This window comes from Allobrachymonas denitrificans DSM 15123, assembly GCF_900110225.1.
GTDB lineage: Bacteria > Pseudomonadota > Gammaproteobacteria > Burkholderiales > Burkholderiaceae_C > Brachymonas > Brachymonas denitrificans.
In genome coordinates, this window is the sequence record NZ_FOCW01000012.1 from 1 (window position 1) to 17400 (window position 17400).

Sequence of the window (17400 nt, forward strand, 5' to 3'; positions counted from 1 at the left end):
GAATCCGGTAAAGACCATGAAGTCCAGGCGTACGCGCAGGGCCTGTTCCAGCTGGGCATCAGACAGGCCGTGCCACTGACCGAGCAGCATGAGCTTGAACATGCCCAGGCGGTTATAGGGCTCGGGGCCACCGGCACCCGACTTCTCACGCTGCTACAGTCCCTTGAGGTGGCCGGCGATGGAATGCCAGTCCAGCAACTCGTGCAGCTTCATGCTGGGACTGTCCTGCACCAGCGGCTTGGCACCCATCAAGAAGAAACTGTCCATCGCGATCATCCTCCTGCTGTCATTGGAACATGGTTTGTTGGGCTTCCGGGGGGTTATGCAACGGTCTTGTCATTGGAACATGGTTTGTTGGGCTTCCGGGGGGTTATGCAACGGTCTTTGTGTGTGAGTGAATCAATTCTTCTGATATCATGGGTTTGTTATTGAAAAATGTGACAAAAGTCACAAGAGGTAGTTGCAATGGGCTCTTGTGTCATGGTTCTACCCCGCGCGGAAATTTACAACGGCAATCATTTTTAAAGGAGAGACACTATGCAATCACGCAATCGCAACAAACTGGCTTCCCATACGCTGCTGTGCGCATTGCTGGCAGGCGCAGGTTTCATGGCGGCCATGCAGCCGGCGCATGCACAGGTCACCATTGGCGGTGAAGACGTACTTGTCAAGGATGGCGTATTTTTAGGAATACCTGTTCCCGATGAGAACAATGGTGGCGTTTTGAATGCACCGGGCGGCATTACGACCACGACGCTTCAGACGAGTGGTAATACTTCTGTCGGCGGTACCTTGGCTGTAACGGGGTCTACTACGACACATGGAATGTCCAACGTCAGTGGTGGCATCAGCAACCTTGCCGGGGGATTGACCAATGCGGGAGGTATTACGAATACTGGCGGCATCAACAACACGGGAGGCATCACCAATGTTGGTGGACTGACCAGCGCTGGCAATTCGACTTTGAATGGTGATTTGACTGTCAACGGTAATACCGCGCTGAATGGCACTCTAGACGTGACCCAGATGACCACCACCAAGGGCATCACCAATACGGGCAACATCACCAATACCGGCAACATCACCAATACCGGCTTGTTGACCAACAATGGAAACGCCAAGGTCGTTGGAGATTTAGAGGTTACGGGGACGGTAGGCTCTGCCAAGGTGAACGCTGGCGAAGTGAACACGGACAAGGTGAACGCTGGCGAAGTGAACACGGACAAGGTGAACGCTGGCGAAGTGAACACGGACAAGGTGAACGCTGGCGAAGTGAACACGGACAAGGTGAACGCTGGCGAAGTGAACACGCACAAGGTGAACGCTGGCGAAGTGAACACGCACAAGGTGAACGCTGGCGAAGTGAACACGCACAAGGTGAACGCTGGCGTAGTGAACGCAGCCACAGGTAACTTTGGCACCGTGAACGCTACGACTGGAAATATCACCAACGATTTGACCGTGGGGCGTAATGCTGTTGTCAATAAGGATCTGATCGTCAAAGGCAACTCGGATCTGCAAGGCCACCTGACTGTTGGCCAAGATGTCAATGTCGGTCGCAACCTGTCCGTAACCGGTATGACCAACACCAATGGCATTGACAACAACGGCCAGCGTATCCAGAACGTGGGCGCCGCCGTTGCAGGCACCGATGCGGTCAACCTGAACCAGTTAAATGAGCGTTTTGCAGAAACCAACAAGTACGTTGACAATGGTGTTGCTGCTGCTCTGGCGATTCCCAGCATGCCTGCTCTTGCCCCTGGCAAAGGCTGGCATGGCCGTGGGCAATTACGGCAGCGCCACCGCGGTGGGTCTGGCTGTAGGCTATCAGGTGAACGAGCGTTGGAACCTTGGCCTGGGCGTGTCGCAAGCGACGCGCTCTGGCGGCAAGACTGCAGTGAAGGCGCAGGCCGGGTTCTCCTGGTAAGCCACCGGGAGAATGCTTCCGTCCGTTGAAAGGGCTTCTGCATTTGCACAAGCGCCCAGGCAACGGGTGGAGGCTGAGCAAAAATGGCGTCCAGCTCGGCTTGGACGCCATTTTTATTGGAGAGCTGATGCGATTTACAGCGCTGCCTGCAGGATGTGCCTGCTGGTTTCCAGGTTGATGTCCTGCTTCTCGCCCAGCTTCACCATGCCATGCTTTTCCAGCTGGGCCACCAGCGGATCGATGGCCGTTGCGTCGAGCTGGTAGGCCGACAGGCGCGTGGGCACCTCCAGCGACTCGAAGAAGGCACGGGTGCGCTCGATGGCCTGATCGATGCGGGCATCTTCGCTGCCATCGCGGATGTCCCACACGCGCTCAGCGTACTGCAGCAGCTTGGCGCGCTTTTCCTCGCGGCGCACCTGCATCACGGCAGGCAGCACCACGGCCAGCGTTCGCGCGTGATCGATGCCGTGCAGCGCGGTCAGTTCATGGCCAATCATGTGCGTGGCCCAGTCCTGCGGCACGCCGGCGCCGATCAGGCCGTTGAGCGCCAGGGTGGCAGTCCACATCAGGTTGGCGCGGGTGTCGTAATCCTCCGGCTTGTTCACGGCGTCCTGGCCGATTTCCACCAGCGTGCGCAGCAGGCCCTCGGCAAAGCGGTCCTGCACGCGGGCGTTGGCGGGGTAGGTCAGGTACTGTTCGGTGATGTGCACGAAGGCATCGACCACGCCGTTGGCGACCTGGCGCTTGGGCAGGGTGAAGGTCTTGGTCGGGTCCAGCACCGAGAACTGCGGGTAGGTGCAGCGGCTGGAGAAGGGCAGCTTGTCGTGCGTGGCGGCTTTGGTGATGACGCCGCCGTTGTTCATTTCCGAGCCGGTGGCGGGCAGCGTCAGCACCGAGCCGAAGGGCAGGGCGGACTTGACGACGCGGCCACCGGTGAGCAGGATGTTCCAGGGATCTTCGCCTTCGGGCAGCGCAGCCGCGGCAGCCACGAACTTGGTGCCGTCGATCACGGACCCGCCGCCCACGGCCAGCAGGAAGTCGATCTGCTCGGCCTTGACCTGCTGCACGGCGCGCATCAGCGTCTCGAAGGTGGGGTTGGGTTCGATGCCGCTGAATTCGCTGACGTGGCCGATGCCGGCGGTGGCCAGCGCGGCTTTCACTTCGTCCAGCGTGCCGTTCCTGAGCGCGCTGCCACCACCATAGAGCAGCAGCACGCGGGCATTGGCAGGCACGGCCTTGGCCAGCTTGGCAATGCTGCCCTGGCCGAACAGGATGCGGGTGGGGTTCTGGTAGTCGAAGTTCTGCATGGTGGTGTGTGGGAAGGACAGGAAATGCGGAGCAAGGCGCCGCGTAAACATTCATGGTAACGCCGTCGCGGTGTCCCTGATTCCTGCACAGGCATGTGGTGTGCATGATGGGCAGATCCAGGAATTTCTCGCTGCCTCCACGCGGGGGACCGGCAAGCCCATCATCCGGCTGCGGTGTTGCGGGGCCGGATTTGTTCCCGTCACACGCCAGCGCTATCATGAAGGGTTCCCCTTGCACCGCACCGAGCGGCCCTCTCATGGCGAAATCCGCACCCAAAGTTCCGCAGCGCCCCAGCGCCCACACGCACATCAGCATTCGTGGCGCGCGTACGCACAACCTCAAGAACATCGACCTGGACATTCCGCGCAACCAGCTGGTGGTGATCACCGGCCTGAGCGGCTCGGGCAAGTCCAGCCTGGCTTTCGACACGCTGTATGCCGAGGGGCAGCGGCGCTATGTGGAGAGCCTGTCCACCTATGCGCGCCAGTTCCTGCAGCTGATGGACAAGCCGGATGTGGACCTGATCGAGGGCCTGTCGCCCGCGATCAGCATCGAGCAGAAAGCCACCAGCCACAACCCGCGCTCCACCGTGGGCACGGTGACGGAAATCCACGACTACCTGCGCCTGCTGTTTGCCCGCGCCGGCACACCCCATTGCCCGGATCACCATCTGCCGCTGCAGGCACAGACCGTGAGCCAGATGGTCGATGCCGTGCTGGCGCTGCCGGCCGAATCGCGCGTGATGCTGCTGGCGCCGGTGGCGCGCGGCAAGAAGGGCGAGTTTGCCGATCTGCTGGCGCAGATGCAGGCGCTGGGCTACATCCGCTTCCGCATCGACGGCCAGACCGTGGATGGCGAGGATGCGCCTGCGCTGGCCAAGAACGAGAAGCACGATATCGACGTGGTGATCGACCGCCTGAAGGTGCGCCCCGATGCGCGCCAGCGTCTGGCGGAGAGTTTCGAGGCCGCGCTGCGTCTGGCCGAAGGGCGCGCGCTGGTGCTGGAGATGGACAACGGGCAGGAGCACTTCTTCAACGCCAAGTACGCCTGCCCGATATGCGGCTACAGCATTGCCGAACTGGAACCGCGCCTGTTTTCCTTCAACTCGCCGGTGGGTGCCTGCCCTTCGTGCGATGGTATCGGCAGCGTGGATGTGTTCGACGCCCACCGCGTAGTGGCCTTTCCCACGCTCAGCCTGGCCAGCGGCGCCGTCAAGGGCTGGGACCGGCGCAATGGCTACTATTTTTCGCTGCTGGAAAGCGTCTGCCAGCACTACGGTGTGGATGTGGAAACCCCGTTCGAGCAGTTGCCGCAACCGGTGCGTGATGTGGTGCTGCACGGCTCGGGCGAGGACGAGATCCCCTTTCGCTACGTGATGGAAAGCGGCTCGCGCAAGGGCCAGGCGGTCGAAAAAAGCCATCCCTTCGAAGGCATTCTGCCCAACATGGAGCGGCGCTACCGCGACACCGATTCCAGCGTGGTGCGCGAGGATCTGGCACGCTACCGCAGCGTGCAACCCTGCCCGAGCTGCCACGGCACCCGCCTGCGCCAGGAAGCGCGTCATGTGCTGATCGGCGAAGGCGAGCACAAGCGCGCCATCTACGAAATCAGCCACGCCACTCTGGGCGAGGCGCAGCGCTATTTCGAGCAACTCACGCTGCAGGGCGCCAAGGCCGAGATCGCCGACAAGGTGGTGCGCGAGATTGCCTCGCGCCTGAAATTCCTGAACGATGTCGGCCTGAACTACCTGAGTCTGGAGCGCAGCGCCGAAACGCTCAGCGGCGGCGAGGCCCAGCGCATCCGCCTGGCCAGCCAGATCGGCAGTGGCCTGACCGGCGTGATGTACGTGCTGGACGAGCCCAGCATCGGCCTGCACCAGCGCGACAACGACCGCCTGATCGGCACGCTGCAGCATCTGCGCGATATCGGCAACAGCGTGCTGGTGGTGGAGCATGACGAGGACATGATCCGCGCGGCCGACTTCGTGGTGGACATGGGGCCGGGCGCGGGTGTGCATGGTGGCCGCGTGATGGCGCAGGGCAGCTATGACGAACTGGTCGCTACGCCGCAGTCGCTCACCGGACAATACCTGAGCGGTGCACAGGTGATCGCCGTGCCGGCACGCCGCACGCCCTGGCTGCCGCTGACGAATGAGCCGCCTGCGGAGTCAGCCGGGCGCGGCAAGGGGGCCGGCAGGCGCACGGGCAGCCTGCTGGACCGGGTGCGCGGCGAGGAAGACGCTGCCAAGGCGCCCGACCAGCACCCCGGCCTGCAGAAGATCACCATTGCCGGCGCCCGCGGCCACAACCTGAAGGACGTCACCGTCGACTTCCCGGTCGGCCTGATGACCTGCGTGACGGGCGTTTCCGGCTCCGGCAAGTCCACTCTGGTGAACGACACGCTCTACACTGCCGCCGCGCAGAAAATCCACCGCGCCCACGCCGAACCGGCACCGCACGACAGCATCGAGGGGCTGGAGCAGTTCGACAAGGTCATCAACGTGGACCAGTCGCCCATCGGCCGCACGCCGCGCAGCAACCCGGCCACCTACACCGGCCTGTTCACGCACATCCGCGACCTGATGGCCGAAATGCCGACTGCCAAGGAACGCGGCTACGGCCCCGGTCGCTTCAGCTTCAACGTCGCCGGCGGCCGCTGCGAGGCCTGTCAGGGCGATGGCGTGGTGAAGGTGGAAATGCACTTCCTGCCCGACGTGTACGTGCCCTGCGACGTCTGCCACGGCCAGCGCTACAACCGCGAAACGCTGGAAGTGCAGTACAAGGGCAAGAACATCGCCCAGATCCTCGACATGACGGTGGAGGAGGCCTATGCCTTCATGAACGCCGTCCCGACCATCGCGCGCAAGCTGCAGACGCTGCTGGACGTGGGCCTGAGCTACATCAAGCTGGGCCAGAGTGCGACCACGCTCTCGGGCGGCGAGGCGCAGCGCGTGAAGCTGGCACTGGAGCTGAGCAAGCGCGACACCGGCCGCACGCTTTACATCCTGGACGAGCCCACCACCGGCCTGCATTTCGCGGATATCGCCCTGCTGCTCAAGGTGCTGCACCAGCTGCGCGACGCGGGCAACACCATCGTCATCATCGAGCACAACGTGGACGTGATCAAGACGGCCGACTGGCTGATCGACATGGGGCCGGAAGGCGGCGATGGCGGCGGCACGGTGGTGGCGGAAGGCACGCCGGAGCAGGTGGCTAATGTGGAGGCCAGCCATACCGGGCGCTATCTGGGGCGGATGTTGCGGGCTGGAAAGTAAGGCTTGGAACTTGGGGGGGTGTTTTCACAGCGTCTTCTTTCCCGGAAGCAGCAGGGAAGGAGCGCCAATGAACTTGCTGCGTGGCAGCGCATGCGCCCCACGGACCACTGGTGGCGGCACCCTTGCGCTTTTCGTGGCGTGATCTGCCCGGTCCGGCGCAAGAGTCATGCGAAGATCGGGCATCTACCCACAAGGAATAACGGAGACACTTTCATGCCCATGTTCGTCGATACGACCCCGCCCGGCCAGTGCATCTTCTGCAAGCTGGTCGCCGGTGATATCCCTGCCGCCCGCGTCTACGAGGATGATCTGACCCTGGCCTTCATGGATCTGGGCCAAGTCAATCCCGGCCACGTGCTGGTGGCCACCAAACGCCACGCGGCCACCCTGTTCGACATCACGCCCGAGGAAGCGGCAGCCGCGATGCAGACGGCGCAGAAGGTGGCGCAGGCGGTGCAGGCCGTGTTCGATCCGCCGGGACTGACGCTGCTGCATGCCAACGGCAAGGAAGGCGACCAGACCGTATTCCACTTCCACATGCACGTGGTGCCGCGCCATGGCAATGACGGCATCGCCCTGTCCTGGCCGCGCAAGGAGCCGGGGGCGGAGGTGCTGAACGGTTATGCGGAACGTCTGCGGGCGGCGTTAGCCTGACAGGGGCGCGCCGCTATCCAAGGCATTGCGGCCGGCATCCCGTGCGGAGTCAGGCGTCCGGCGCCGTGGCAAGCTGCGCCAGCCACGCATCCAGCATGGCCACGCTGTAGTGGCTCGCCACCTGCTCGACAAAGCGGGTGAAATCCATGTGCGCGGCATCGTCGGCGCGGTCGGAAATGGTGCGCATGGCGACGAAGGGCAGACCGTAGTCATGGCAGACCTGGGCCACGGCAGCGCCTTCCATCTCCACGGCCAGGCCATCCGGAAGGCGCTGGCGCAAGGCCCCGCTTTCGGCGCTGGTGGCGACGAAGCGGTCGCCGCTCAGGATCAGGCCTTCGTGCACGCGGGGTGCCTGCAGACCGAATTCGGCCACGGCCGCGGCGCCCAGGGCGGCCTGCGGGTCAGCCAGCACCTTGCGCGCCGCCGTCGCCAGCGTGTCCGACAGTGCAGCATCGGTTTCGAAGCGCGCCTTGCCGTACAGCGGCACCTCATGCTGTGCAAACAGCGGGGAGGCGTTCATGTCGTGCTGCAGAAAGCTGCGCGCCAGCACCACATCGCCCACGTTCACGCCGTCGGCCAGTCCGCCGGCCACGCCGGTAAAGACGATGGCATCGACCTCGAAGCGCTCGATCAGCGCCGTCGCCGTGGTGGCCGCCGCCACCTTGCCGATGCGCGAGAGCACCGCCACCACCTCGCGCCCATGCCAGTGGCCGCGCCAGAAGCTGCGGCCGGCCACGCGCGTCTTGTGTTCGTCGGGCATGCGGTTGAGCACGGCAGAGAGTTCATCGCGCATGGCGGCAATGATGCCGATGCGGCCGGTGGCGGGCAGAGGAAGCGTCATGGCAGGAGGGTGTTGTCAGGCGGGAAAAGCCGCTATTGTCCCATTGGAAGACAATTGCATGCAAAGGTAACAGGCGTAGCGAAACGCCTGCCTTGACACGCGTTCGGCCCATCATGGTCTAATTAAGGCAAATTTTCACGATTTTGTTGCAAGAAGCCGCCATTGCTCCGGTAATGGCCCTGCAGGAAGCGCCATGTATTCTTCTTTCCGTTCCCTGGTGTCCCGCCCCTTGCGTGCCGTGGGCCTGGCACTGGCTGCCGGAGCCCTGCTGCTGGCAGGCTGCGGCACACCGCCCCAGTCCACCAGCAAGAGCACGGTGCGCCAGATCAAGCGCCCGGCGCAGAATGCCAATCTGGGCTGGGTAGGCAGCTACCGTACCAATGCCCCCTGTCCGCTCACCGGTGCGCCCGGCTGCACCAGCCAGACGCTGATGCTGATGCTCAATCCGGACAACACCTACAGCCTCACCACCACCACCTACCGCCGCAGCGGCGCGCCCTACAGCTTCACCAGCCGAGCGCGCTTCCGCTGGGATGGCCGTGACATCGTGCTGGCCTCCAAGGACGAGAATGCCCGCCTGCGCGTAAACAGCAACGGCACGCTGGAGCGCATCGGTGCCGACGGGCTGACGCAGTCCGAAGCGGCGCGCACGCCGCTGGTGTTCCGCAAGCTGTGAGAGCGGTAGCGGGCACGATGCGCGGACTGCGGACTGCGGACTGCGGACTGCGGACTGCTGACCGCTGACCGCTGACTGTTGCCTGTTGCCTGTTGCCTGTTGCCTGTTGCCTGTTGCCTGTTGCCTGTTGCCTGTTGACGAGGCTGCGAACGCCTCGAACGGCCGATTCAGTGCATCGGCACGCAGGGCGCCGGCCTCAGCGTCGGCTCCGGCCATTCCGGCGCCGGAACTGTACCGCGCTGTGCATGTCCCCGCGCAATCGCCTCGCGCAGCGCTTCCACAGCCTGTTTCGGGTCAGCCGCTCCGGTGATGTCACTCACCACTGCCACCATATCCGCGCCTGCCGCTGCGGCCGCTTCGGCGCGCGTCGGTTGCATGCCGCCGATCGCCACCAGGGGCAGCGGGGGCTGGTGCGCATCCACCTCGCCATGCACCAGCTGCGCCCACCAGCCCACATTGGTGTTGCCCAGCGGGATCCAGGGCATGTCCTTGGTGGTGGTGGCATGCACCGGGCCGCAGGCCACATGGCTGGGCCGGGTGCGCAACGCGCGTGACAGTTCCCACAGGCTGTGCGTGCTCAGGCCCAGGCGCAGGCCGGACAGCATCAACCGGTCCAGGTCGGTGTCGGACAGGGTCTGCAGGTCTTCCTGCCCCATGTGCACGCCGTAGATGCCATGGCCGTTGCGATGCAGCAGGTGGCGCAGCGCGGCCTGCCAGTGGTCATTGATGATGAGCAGCGCACCGTGGCGGCCGGCGGCTTCGGCGCAGCGGGCAATCTGCGTTTCCAGTTCGCCCGGGGCCGGGTCCTTCAGGCGCAGCTGCACCAACTTCACCCCCATGTCCATGCAGCGGATGACCCAGTCGGCATCGCCCATCACGCCATACAGCGCATGCGGGTGGCCCGCTTGCAGCAGGGCGCGCGGCATGGGGGAGAAGGCAGCGGCACGCGGCGCGCCCAGCAGCGGAAAATGGCGGCGCTGGCGTGTGAAATCCGCCGGCACATGGCTGCAGGACTGGTCCAGCGCTGCGAGTGCGGCCATCATGCCCAGCAGGGCGGCATCGGCGGCGCAGAAGCCGCGCTCCGTGGCCAGTGCAGCGGCATCGGATGCCACCGTGCCCATTTCGGCACGCCAGCGCGGCGGCTCGGCCAGCGGGGAATGCAGCCAGCCCTGCACCTGCGGGCTGGCCAGGTACAGGCGCGCCGGCTCTTCCACATTGCCGGGGGTGGCCAGCACGGCATGCTGCTGGCCGGGCAGGGCGATGCACAGGTCCTGCCAGCACTGCTGGGCCCAGTTCTCGATGGCCTGGTCACGCGCAATGCCGGCAGCCACGCCGGGCAGGCCGGCCAGCGCCGGTTGCCAGTCGAGCACATGCACGGTCACGGGGGTGGGAGTCAGGGCGGTCATGGGGTGTCCTTGGCATGCAGAAAGCGCGCAAACTGCGTGCGCAGGGCCGGTGCCATGGCGCCGGGGCGCAGCGTCCTGTAATCCACGTTCACCAGGCGCTGGCGGATGCGCACCCGCACTTCGCCCGCGCAGGCGAACTCCAGCACCAGCATCAGCGAGGATTCGCCGAGCCGGGTCACCCACAGCGCGCAATCCAGCGTCTCGCCGTAGCGCGTGGGGCGCAGGAAATCCAGCTCCAGCGAGGCGGTGGGAAAGCCTTGCCCCCACTCCTCGTGCAGGGTGTGAAAATCCACCCCCAGGCCTTCGCGGAACCATTCCTCCACCAGTTCGTGGCCCAGTTCGGTGTAGCGCGGATAGTAGACGATGCCGGCCGGATCGCACTGGCCGAAGCGCACCACGCGCGTCCTGCGGAAAACCTCAGCCATGGCGTGCGGCTCAGACCAGCGGCTGGGCGCGCAGGCGGATGCGCTCGCGCTCCATGGCGCGCTGGGCCGCGGGTTGTGCCGCCACGCGCTCGGCATAGTCCCACAGTTGCGGCCATTGCTGCTCGGGCACCATGCCGCCCAGCTGCGACCAGCGGATCACCGTGAGCGCATAGGCGTCGACCACCCCGATGGAGGCGCCGTTCAGATAGTCATTGCCGGCGGCGCGTGCTGCCACGACCTTGTCCTGCAGACGCTCCATCAGCGCAGCGTAGCCCTGCTTGCCCTTTGCGCGCACGGCGGCCTGCATCTCCTCGCCATCCACGGCCCCTTCGGGCTTGAACACGCGGTTGAAGGTGGTGTGCACCGTGTTGTTGAGCCAGGCCAGCGTCTCGATGGCGTGGGTGCGCGCCAGCAGTTCCTGCGGGAACAGGCCGGCCTGCGGGTGCAGGGCGTCCAGATACAGCGTGATCGCGATGATCTGCGTGATGGTCTCGTCGCCATCCTGCAGCACCGGCACCTGGCCGGCGGGGTTCACGGCAAGAAATTCGGGCGAGCGGTGCTCGCCCTTGTGCATCTTGACCAGCTGCGCCTCGAAGGGCTGGCCGATCAGTTCCAGGGCGATGTGCGGCACCAGCGAGCAGGTGCCGGGGGCGTAGTAGAGCTTCAGGGGCATGGGGTGTCTCCGGTTTTTTTGCTTGCGGACATTGTGCCGCAAGCACCAGCGCCGCGCGGCCCTCTCCCTTTATCCGCGTGCCAGCGGCCTGACACTCACCTCGTCGCTCAGCACATCGCGCAATCCGTACTCGGTCCGTACCTGCAGCGCACCCGAGGCGCTCACGCCCACGGCGCGGCCCTGCGTGCCATCCGACAGCCATACTTCCTGCCCCGCCAGCGCATCACGCACCTGAAAGCGGCTTACCCAGGGCGCAAACCCATGCTGGCCGAACTGGTGCAGCGCCAGGGCCAGCGGCTGGGCGATCTGCCCCAGCACCGACGGTGCCGTGGCGGCGGGATCCAGCTCCTGCATCCAGGCTGGCTGCATGGGGGCTGGCAAGGCAGGATCGACCTCGGGCAGGGGGGGCGGCTCGCTGATGTTGATGCCCACGCCCACCACCACAAAGCGCTGTCGGCCCAGCATGCACACTTCCACCAGAATGCCGCCGAGCTTGCGCTGGCGGTACCAGAGGTCGTTCGGCCATTTCAGGCGCAGCTCATGCCGGTGCTGCGGATCCAGACTGTGCGCCAGGCTGCAGCCCACCACCAGCGACAGGCCCGACAGGTCGCAGTCCTCCAGCGGCAACCCGAGCGAGAAGGTGAGCGATCCGCCCACCGGCTGGGTGCTCAGCCACTGCTTGCCCATGCGGCCGCGGCCGGCCTTCTGCTGCTCGGCCACCAGCAGCACCGGCTGCAGGTAGCCGTCACGGGCGCGCTCCATCAGCGTGGAGTTGGTCGAATCGAGCTGGGGCAGCACTTCCACGCTGAAACCGGGCCAGGTCGGCTCGATGCTGTGCCACAGGGTTTCGGCGGGCCATTGCAGGGTCAGGGCGGGCATGGACGGGGGCTGCGGCCGGATACCGCAGAAGAATGTGCTAGTTTATAAAAAGGGAGAAGGTCTACCCGGGTAAGATGCAGTCCCGCGTAGCCTGACGCATTGTAGAAGTCTTTACTCCCCGCGCCCATCCGCCTTTCAGCAAGAACACTCCATGAGCAAAGCTCTCGTCATCGCAGAGAAACCCTCCGTCGCACAGGACATCGTGCGCGCCCTCACGCCCGTTGCCGGCCAGTTCGCCAAGCACGACGATCACTTCGAGAATGAGCGCTACATCGTCACCAGTGCCGTCGGCCACCTGGTGGAAATCCAGGCGCCCGAGCAGTACGACGTCAAGCGCGGCAAGTGGAGCTTTGCCAACCTGCCGGTGATTCCGCCGCACTTCGACCTGAAGCCGGTGGACAAGACCAAGACGCGCCTGAACGCGGTGGTGAAGCAGGCCAAGCGCAAGGACGTGACCGAGTTGATCAACGCCTGTGACGCGGGGCGCGAAGGGGAACTGATTTTCCGGCTGATCGAGCAGTATGCGGGCGGCGCCAAGCCGCTGGGCAAGCCGGTGCGCCGCCTGTGGCTGCAGAGCATGACGCAGCAGGCCATCCGCGACGGTTTCGACAAGCTGCGTACCGACCAGCAGATGCAGGGTCTGGCCGATGCGGCGCGTTCGCGCTCCGAGGCCGACTGGCTGGTGGGCATCAACGGCACGCGTGCCATGACGGCCTTCAACTCGCGCGATGGCGGCTTCTTCCTGACCACCGTCGGCCGCGTACAGACGCCAACCTTGGCCATCGTCGTCGAACGGGAAGAGAAAATCCGCCAGTTCGTCAGCCGCGACTATTGGGAGGTGCATGCCACCTTCGGTGCCGAGGCGGGTGAGTATGCGGGCAAATGGTTCGATCCGGCCTGGAAGAAGGGCGAGGATGCCGAGGCCAGGGCGGATCGCCTGTGGAACCAGGAGCAGGCCCGCGCCATCGCCAATGCCGTGCGCGGCAAGGCCGCCAGCGTGACGGAAGAGAGCAAGCCCACCACGCAGGCATCGCCGCTGCTGTTCGACCTGACCAGCCTGCAGCGCGAGGCCAACGGCAAGTTCGGCTTTTCGGCCAAGACCACGCTGAGCCTGGCGCAAAGCCTGTACGAGCGCCACAAGGCGCTGACCTATCCGCGTACCGACGCCCGCCACCTGCCCGAGGACTATCTGGGCGTGGCGCACAAGACCTTTGCCATGCTGGCCGGCAGCGGCATGTCGCACCTGGCGCCGTACGCGCAGCAGGCCATCGACAAGGGCTACATCAAGCCGAGCCGCCGCATCTTCGACAACAGCAAGGTGAGCGACCACTTTGCCATCATCCCCACGCTGCAGGCGCCAGGCCAGCTGAGCGAGGCCGAGCGCAAGCTGTACGATCTGGTGGTGCGTCGCTTCATGGCAGTGTTCTATCCGAGTGCCGAATTCACCGTGACCACGCGCATCAGTACCGTGTCCGTGCCGGCCGATACGCCGGCCGCCGGTGGCGAGCGCATCGGCACCAGCCACCATTTCCGTTCCGACGGCAAGGTGTTGGTCAAGCCGGGCTGGCTGGCCATCTACGGCAAGGAAGCGGCTGCCGAAGCCGGTGACGACAAGGACGGGAAGCATCTAGTGCCGGTCAAGCCGGGCGAGATGGTGCGCACCGAACATGCCGAAGCCAAGGGCCTCAAGACCAAGCCCCCGGCCCGTTACAGCGAAGCCACGCTGCTGGGCGCCATGGAAGGCGCCGGCAAGTGGATCGAGGATGACGAGCTGCGCGAGGCCATGCAGGAAAAAGGCCTGGGCACGCCAGCCACGCGCGCGGCCATCATCGAAGGCCTGCTGACCGAGAAATACCTGCTGCGCGAAGGGCGCGAGATGATCCCCACCGCCAAGGCCTTCCAGCTGATGACGCTGTTGCGCGGCCTGCAGGTGGAGGAACTGAGCAAGCCCGAACTCACCGGCAACTGGGAATACAAACTGGCGCAGATCGAGCATGGCAAGCTGAGCCGCGCGGCCTTCATGCAGGACATTGCCGCCATGACCGAGCGCATCGTGCGCAAGGCCAAGGAATACGACCGAGACACCGTGCCGGGCAACTACGCCACGCTGGCCACGCCCTGCCCGAACTGCGGTGGTGTGGTGAAGGAAAACTACCGCCGCTATGGCTGCACCGGCGCGCAGGGTGCGGCCGAGGGCTGCGGCTTCTCCATTCCCAAGACGCCGGGCGGCCGCACCTTCGATGCGCCAGAGGTGGAACAGCTGCTGGCCGACAAGCGCATCGGCCCGCTGGAAGGCTTCCGCAGCAAGGCGGGCTGGCCGTTCACGGCCGAGCTGCAGCTGGTGCGCGACGAGGAACTGAACAACTGGAAGCTGGAGTTCGACTTCGGTAACGAGGACGAGGCCGAAAGCGGCGAACTGGCCGACTTTGCCGGCGCGCATGTGCTGGGCAAGTGCCCGTCCTGCGGCAGCAATGTGGTGGAGCACGGCAGCAGCTATGTCTGCGAGAAGGCCGTGCCCACGGTGGCGCATCCGACACCGAGCTGCAAGTTCAAGACCGGCACCATCATCCTGCAGCAGCCCATCAGCCACGAACAGCTGGCCAAGCTGCTGGTGGATGGCAAGACCGACCTGCTGGACAAGTTCATCTCGAACAAGACGCGCCGCGCGTTCAAGGCCTTCCTGGTGTGGGATGCGGCTGCGGGCAAGGTCGGGTTCGAGTTTGAGCCGCGGGCGGGGGGCAAGGGCGCTCCTGCGCGGCGTGGAGCTGCTGCAGCGGCCAAGGCGCCGGCCAAGGGCAAGTCCGCGCGCGCGGCTGCTGGCGACGGCGAGAGCACGGCTGGCAAGCCCGCCAAGGCGACTAAGGCCGCAGCGGGCAAGACGGGCACCAAGGCTGCAGCTACCAAGGCCAGCGCCAGCAAGGCAGCAGCCCCCAGGAAACCGCGCGCCAGTGCGGCGGGTACGCTCAAGCCCAGCACCGAACTGGCCGCCGTGATCGGCGACGAGCTCGTATCCCGTCCGCAGGCCATGAAGAAGATCTGGGACTACATCAAGGCGCAGAACCTGCAGGACCCCAAGGACAAGCGCACCATCGTCGCCGACGACAAGCTGCGCGCCGTTCTGGGCGCGGACAGCGTCAACATGTTCGCGATTGCGGGCATCATCGGCAAGCATGTGAGCTGATTGCTTGCGGCGCCTGCCGGAGGCATTCCGGACAGGCTGAGGAGGATGTGAATGCGCGGTCTGGATTTCAGCTCATGGAGCACGGCCCTGAGTACCATTCTGGGCCTGTTGCTGATGTCGCTTCTGATGATTGGCGTGCGGCTGCTGTTCATGCAGACCATCCAGCGCCGGCGTGAGCGTGAAAACCGCCAGATCAATGAGCGCCTGCGCACGCTGATCGCTGCCTACAAGGTGCTGGGCGGGTCGTTTACCGGAACGCTGGCGGTCGACCCCACGCATCTGCGTGATCTGCGCAATGCAGGGCTGCCGGCAGAGGGCATGCCGCCCCCCGATTCTCCCGCGGCCGAGCGCGCACGCCGCACGCGTGATGCTGTTGAGGCAGCGCTGTCGGACATCATCCTGCTGGGTACCGAGGAGCAGGTGCGTCTGGCTGCCCATGCCGCCAGCGAGATGGTGGCCGGCCGCAAGGTGGAGCTGGCTACGCTGGTGGTGTCCTTGCGCGATTTCATCCGTCAGGCGCTGGATCTGGCACCGGTAGCGCCGGAGTTGCAGATTCCCCCGCAGGGGCCGCAACGCACGGGGGGTGCCAGTGGCGGCACCCGGGGCGCAGGTGCTGCCCGCGGTGGAGCTGCCGGACCAGCGGGTGGGGGACGAGGAGGCGGTGGTGGTGGAGCTGCTGGCGCCAGCATGGGCGGAGTGGGACTTGGCATGGGCGTGGCCATGCAGGGCGGCAGGAGTACCGACGGGGCTGCAGCCGACCAGCCCGGTACAGGTCTGGCAGACGAAGCGCGACCCTGACGGGATGCTGCCCGCCGGAAGCGGGGCGGTTCAGAGCTGGCGATGCCTGCGCAGCAGGCTGGCAACCGGCGTCTGGCGCGGCCCGAGCTCCACCGTGGCCTGCTCGCCCGCCTGCAAGGTGCCCACACGCTGCACGGCCAGATACCAGCCGCTGTAGCCGCTGCTTACCATGTCCTTGGCCGCCTGCACATAGCCCATGATGTGCACAAACTTGAAACAGGGCTGGCGCGGCTCGGTCACGCGCAGGCTGCAGTCCGGAAAATGCAGCACATCGCCCACGAATACGTCCTGCTCCAGCAGGCCCCGCACGGTCAGGTTCTCGCCGAAAAAGCCCTGCGGCAGGGGCTGGTCGAACAGGTCCACCTGCTGCGCGCGACGGCGCTGCTCCCACCAGCCGTAATGCTCGGCGGGATAGGCGTACACCGCCTTGCTCACGCCACCATGCCATTGCGGATCGGCCTGCTCATCCCCTTCCAGCCCGAGCGGGCCGACGCGGAGGCGGCCCTGGCGCGGCTGCTTGCCGATGGCGGACAGCACCTTGCGTCCCTGGATCTGCAGGGGCTGGGCAGTGGCAGTGTTGATGCTGAGCAGGGTGATGGTGGACATACAAACAAAAGCGGCACCTGGTTGAGGTGCCGCCACTGTATCACTGGATGTTCTGGCCTTGAGCTCGCCGGTAAGCGCTCTTCCCTTGCTTGATCTCCGTTGTGCGGAGTCGCTGCAATCCCCTGGTGGGCGAGGCATCGCGGAGTAGTGCGTGTCTCGGGGCCGGTGTGTGCTTTCTGCACATGGCTTCATCTTAGGTCTGCGCCGCAGGCGGTTTATTGCCATGATCATGTGTGCGATGCAGCAATTTGGCAGAAAATTGCTAAAAATAGATGAAGAGGGTAATTCATGGAGCTTGATCGCTATGACCGCGCCATTCTCGCCGCATTGCAGCGCGATGGCCGCACGTCCAACCAGGAGCTGGCCGACCGTATCGGCCTGTCACCATCCCCCTGCCTGCGCCGCGTGCGCGCGCTGGAAGAAGCCGGCCTGATCGCCGGCTACCACGCGCGGGTCGATGCCCGCAAGCTCGGGCTCAGCCTGATGGCGCTGCTGAGCGTGTCCATGGACAAACACACGCCGGAGCGCTTTGCCAATTTCGAGGCGTTGGTAGGCGATATCCCCGAAGTGCTGGAGTGCCTGCTGATCACCGGCCAGAAATCCGACTACCAGCTCAAGATCGCCGTGCGCGACATGGACCACTACCAGCACCTGCTGCTCAACCGCATTACGCGCATCGAGGGCGTGACGGGGGTGGAGACGCACTTTGTGCTGCGACGCATCTTTGATCACCGGCCGCTGCCGGTGTAGCA

The 17400-nt window shown here is 65.1% G+C and carries 14 protein-coding genes and 1 pseudogene; 7 read left to right on the forward strand and 8 right to left on the reverse strand.

Annotated features, from left to right (window positions below; genetic code table 11):
* Positions 1 to 267: pseudogene (locus tag BMW28_RS13305) on the reverse strand (transposase); the annotation flags it as partial.
* 270 nt (positions 268 to 537) lie between these two features.
* Here BMW28_RS13305 and BMW28_RS13310 point away from each other — a divergent pair.
* Complete coding sequence (locus tag BMW28_RS13310) at positions 538 to 1956, forward strand: hypothetical protein (protein ID WP_234970139.1); 1419 nt, start codon at positions 538 to 540, stop codon at positions 1954 to 1956.
* A 105-nt stretch (positions 1957 to 2061) separates the two neighbouring features.
* On the opposite strand, the gene BMW28_RS11950 is transcribed toward BMW28_RS13310, so the two are convergent.
* Positions 2062 to 3234 carry an iron-containing alcohol dehydrogenase gene (locus tag BMW28_RS11950; RefSeq protein WP_091818255.1) on the reverse strand — a complete coding sequence of 391 codons (1173 nt, stop codon included), beginning with the start codon at positions 3232 to 3234 and terminating at the stop codon, positions 2062 to 2064.
* A 257-nt stretch (positions 3235 to 3491) separates the two neighbouring features.
* Between BMW28_RS11950 and uvrA the strand changes: the two genes are divergently transcribed.
* Positions 3492 to 6509, forward strand: coding sequence for an excinuclease ABC subunit UvrA (gene uvrA / locus BMW28_RS11955; RefSeq protein WP_091818257.1), 3018 nt, complete (start codon positions 3492 to 3494; stop codon positions 6507 to 6509).
* Between the two features lie 213 nt (positions 6510 to 6722).
* Positions 6723 to 7163, forward strand: coding sequence for an HIT family protein (locus BMW28_RS11960; RefSeq protein WP_091818259.1), 441 nt, complete (start codon positions 6723 to 6725; stop codon positions 7161 to 7163).
* 49 nt (positions 7164 to 7212) lie between these two features.
* Here BMW28_RS11960 and BMW28_RS11965 read toward each other — a convergent pair whose 3' ends face one another.
* A complete protein-coding gene (locus tag BMW28_RS11965; RefSeq protein ID WP_091818261.1) occupies positions 7213 to 8004 on the reverse strand; it encodes a 5'-methylthioadenosine/adenosylhomocysteine nucleosidase in 792 nt (263 codons plus the stop codon).
* A gap of 193 nt (positions 8005 to 8197) precedes the next feature.
* Between BMW28_RS11965 and BMW28_RS11970 the strand changes: the two genes are divergently transcribed.
* Positions 8198 to 8680: a copper resistance protein NlpE N-terminal domain-containing protein gene (locus BMW28_RS11970; protein ID WP_091818263.1), complete on the forward strand. Its 483-nt coding sequence runs from the start codon at positions 8198 to 8200 to the stop codon at positions 8678 to 8680.
* Positions 8681 to 8847: 167 nt separating this feature from the next.
* On the opposite strand, the gene BMW28_RS13045 is transcribed toward BMW28_RS11970, so the two are convergent.
* The 4 genes from BMW28_RS13045 to BMW28_RS11990 all read right to left on the reverse strand — a co-directional run bounded on the left by BMW28_RS13045 (position 8848) and on the right by BMW28_RS11990 (position 12063).
* Positions 8848 to 10086 carry a thiamine phosphate synthase gene (locus BMW28_RS13045; RefSeq protein WP_200785796.1) on the reverse strand — a complete coding sequence of 413 codons (1239 nt, stop codon included), beginning with the start codon at positions 10084 to 10086 and terminating at the stop codon, positions 8848 to 8850.
* Positions 10083 to 10511: an acyl-CoA thioesterase gene (locus BMW28_RS11980; protein WP_159430759.1), complete on the reverse strand. Its 429-nt coding sequence runs from the start codon at positions 10509 to 10511 to the stop codon at positions 10083 to 10085. Before BMW28_RS11980 ends, BMW28_RS13045 begins: the two co-directional genes overlap by 4 nt.
* A gap of 10 nt (positions 10512 to 10521) precedes the next feature.
* The gene (locus BMW28_RS11985; protein WP_091818267.1) at positions 10522 to 11184 is read right to left on the reverse strand and encodes a glutathione S-transferase family protein; all 663 of its coding nucleotides are present in this window, start codon (positions 11182 to 11184) and stop codon (positions 10522 to 10524) included.
* Between the two features lie 69 nt (positions 11185 to 11253).
* Entirely contained in the window at positions 11254 to 12063 is an 810-nt protein-coding gene (locus BMW28_RS11990; protein WP_091818269.1) for a biotin--[acetyl-CoA-carboxylase] ligase, read from the reverse strand.
* A 151-nt stretch (positions 12064 to 12214) separates the two neighbouring features.
* Here BMW28_RS11990 and BMW28_RS11995 point away from each other — a divergent pair, with 151 nt between their 5' ends.
* Together BMW28_RS11995 and BMW28_RS12000 are read left to right on the forward strand one after the other, a co-directional pair.
* Positions 12215 to 15244: a DNA topoisomerase III gene (locus BMW28_RS11995; RefSeq protein WP_091818271.1), complete on the forward strand. Its 3030-nt coding sequence runs from the start codon at positions 12215 to 12217 to the stop codon at positions 15242 to 15244.
* 51 nt (positions 15245 to 15295) lie between these two features.
* Positions 15296 to 16042 carry a hypothetical protein gene (locus BMW28_RS12000; protein ID WP_091818273.1) on the forward strand — a complete coding sequence of 249 codons (747 nt, stop codon included), beginning with the start codon at positions 15296 to 15298 and terminating at the stop codon, positions 16040 to 16042.
* Positions 16043 to 16072: 30 nt separating this feature from the next.
* Here the strand turns inward: BMW28_RS12000 and BMW28_RS12005 are convergent, their stop codons facing one another.
* Positions 16073 to 16648 carry an MOSC domain-containing protein gene (locus BMW28_RS12005; protein ID WP_234970140.1) on the reverse strand — a complete coding sequence of 192 codons (576 nt, stop codon included), beginning with the start codon at positions 16646 to 16648 and terminating at the stop codon, positions 16073 to 16075.
* 288 nt (positions 16649 to 16936) lie between these two features.
* Between BMW28_RS12005 and BMW28_RS12010 the strand changes: the two genes are divergently transcribed.
* A complete protein-coding gene (locus BMW28_RS12010) occupies positions 16937 to 17398 on the forward strand; it encodes an Lrp/AsnC family transcriptional regulator (RefSeq protein ID WP_091818275.1) in 462 nt (153 codons plus the stop codon).
* The last annotated feature ends 2 nt before the right edge of the window (positions 17399 to 17400 follow it).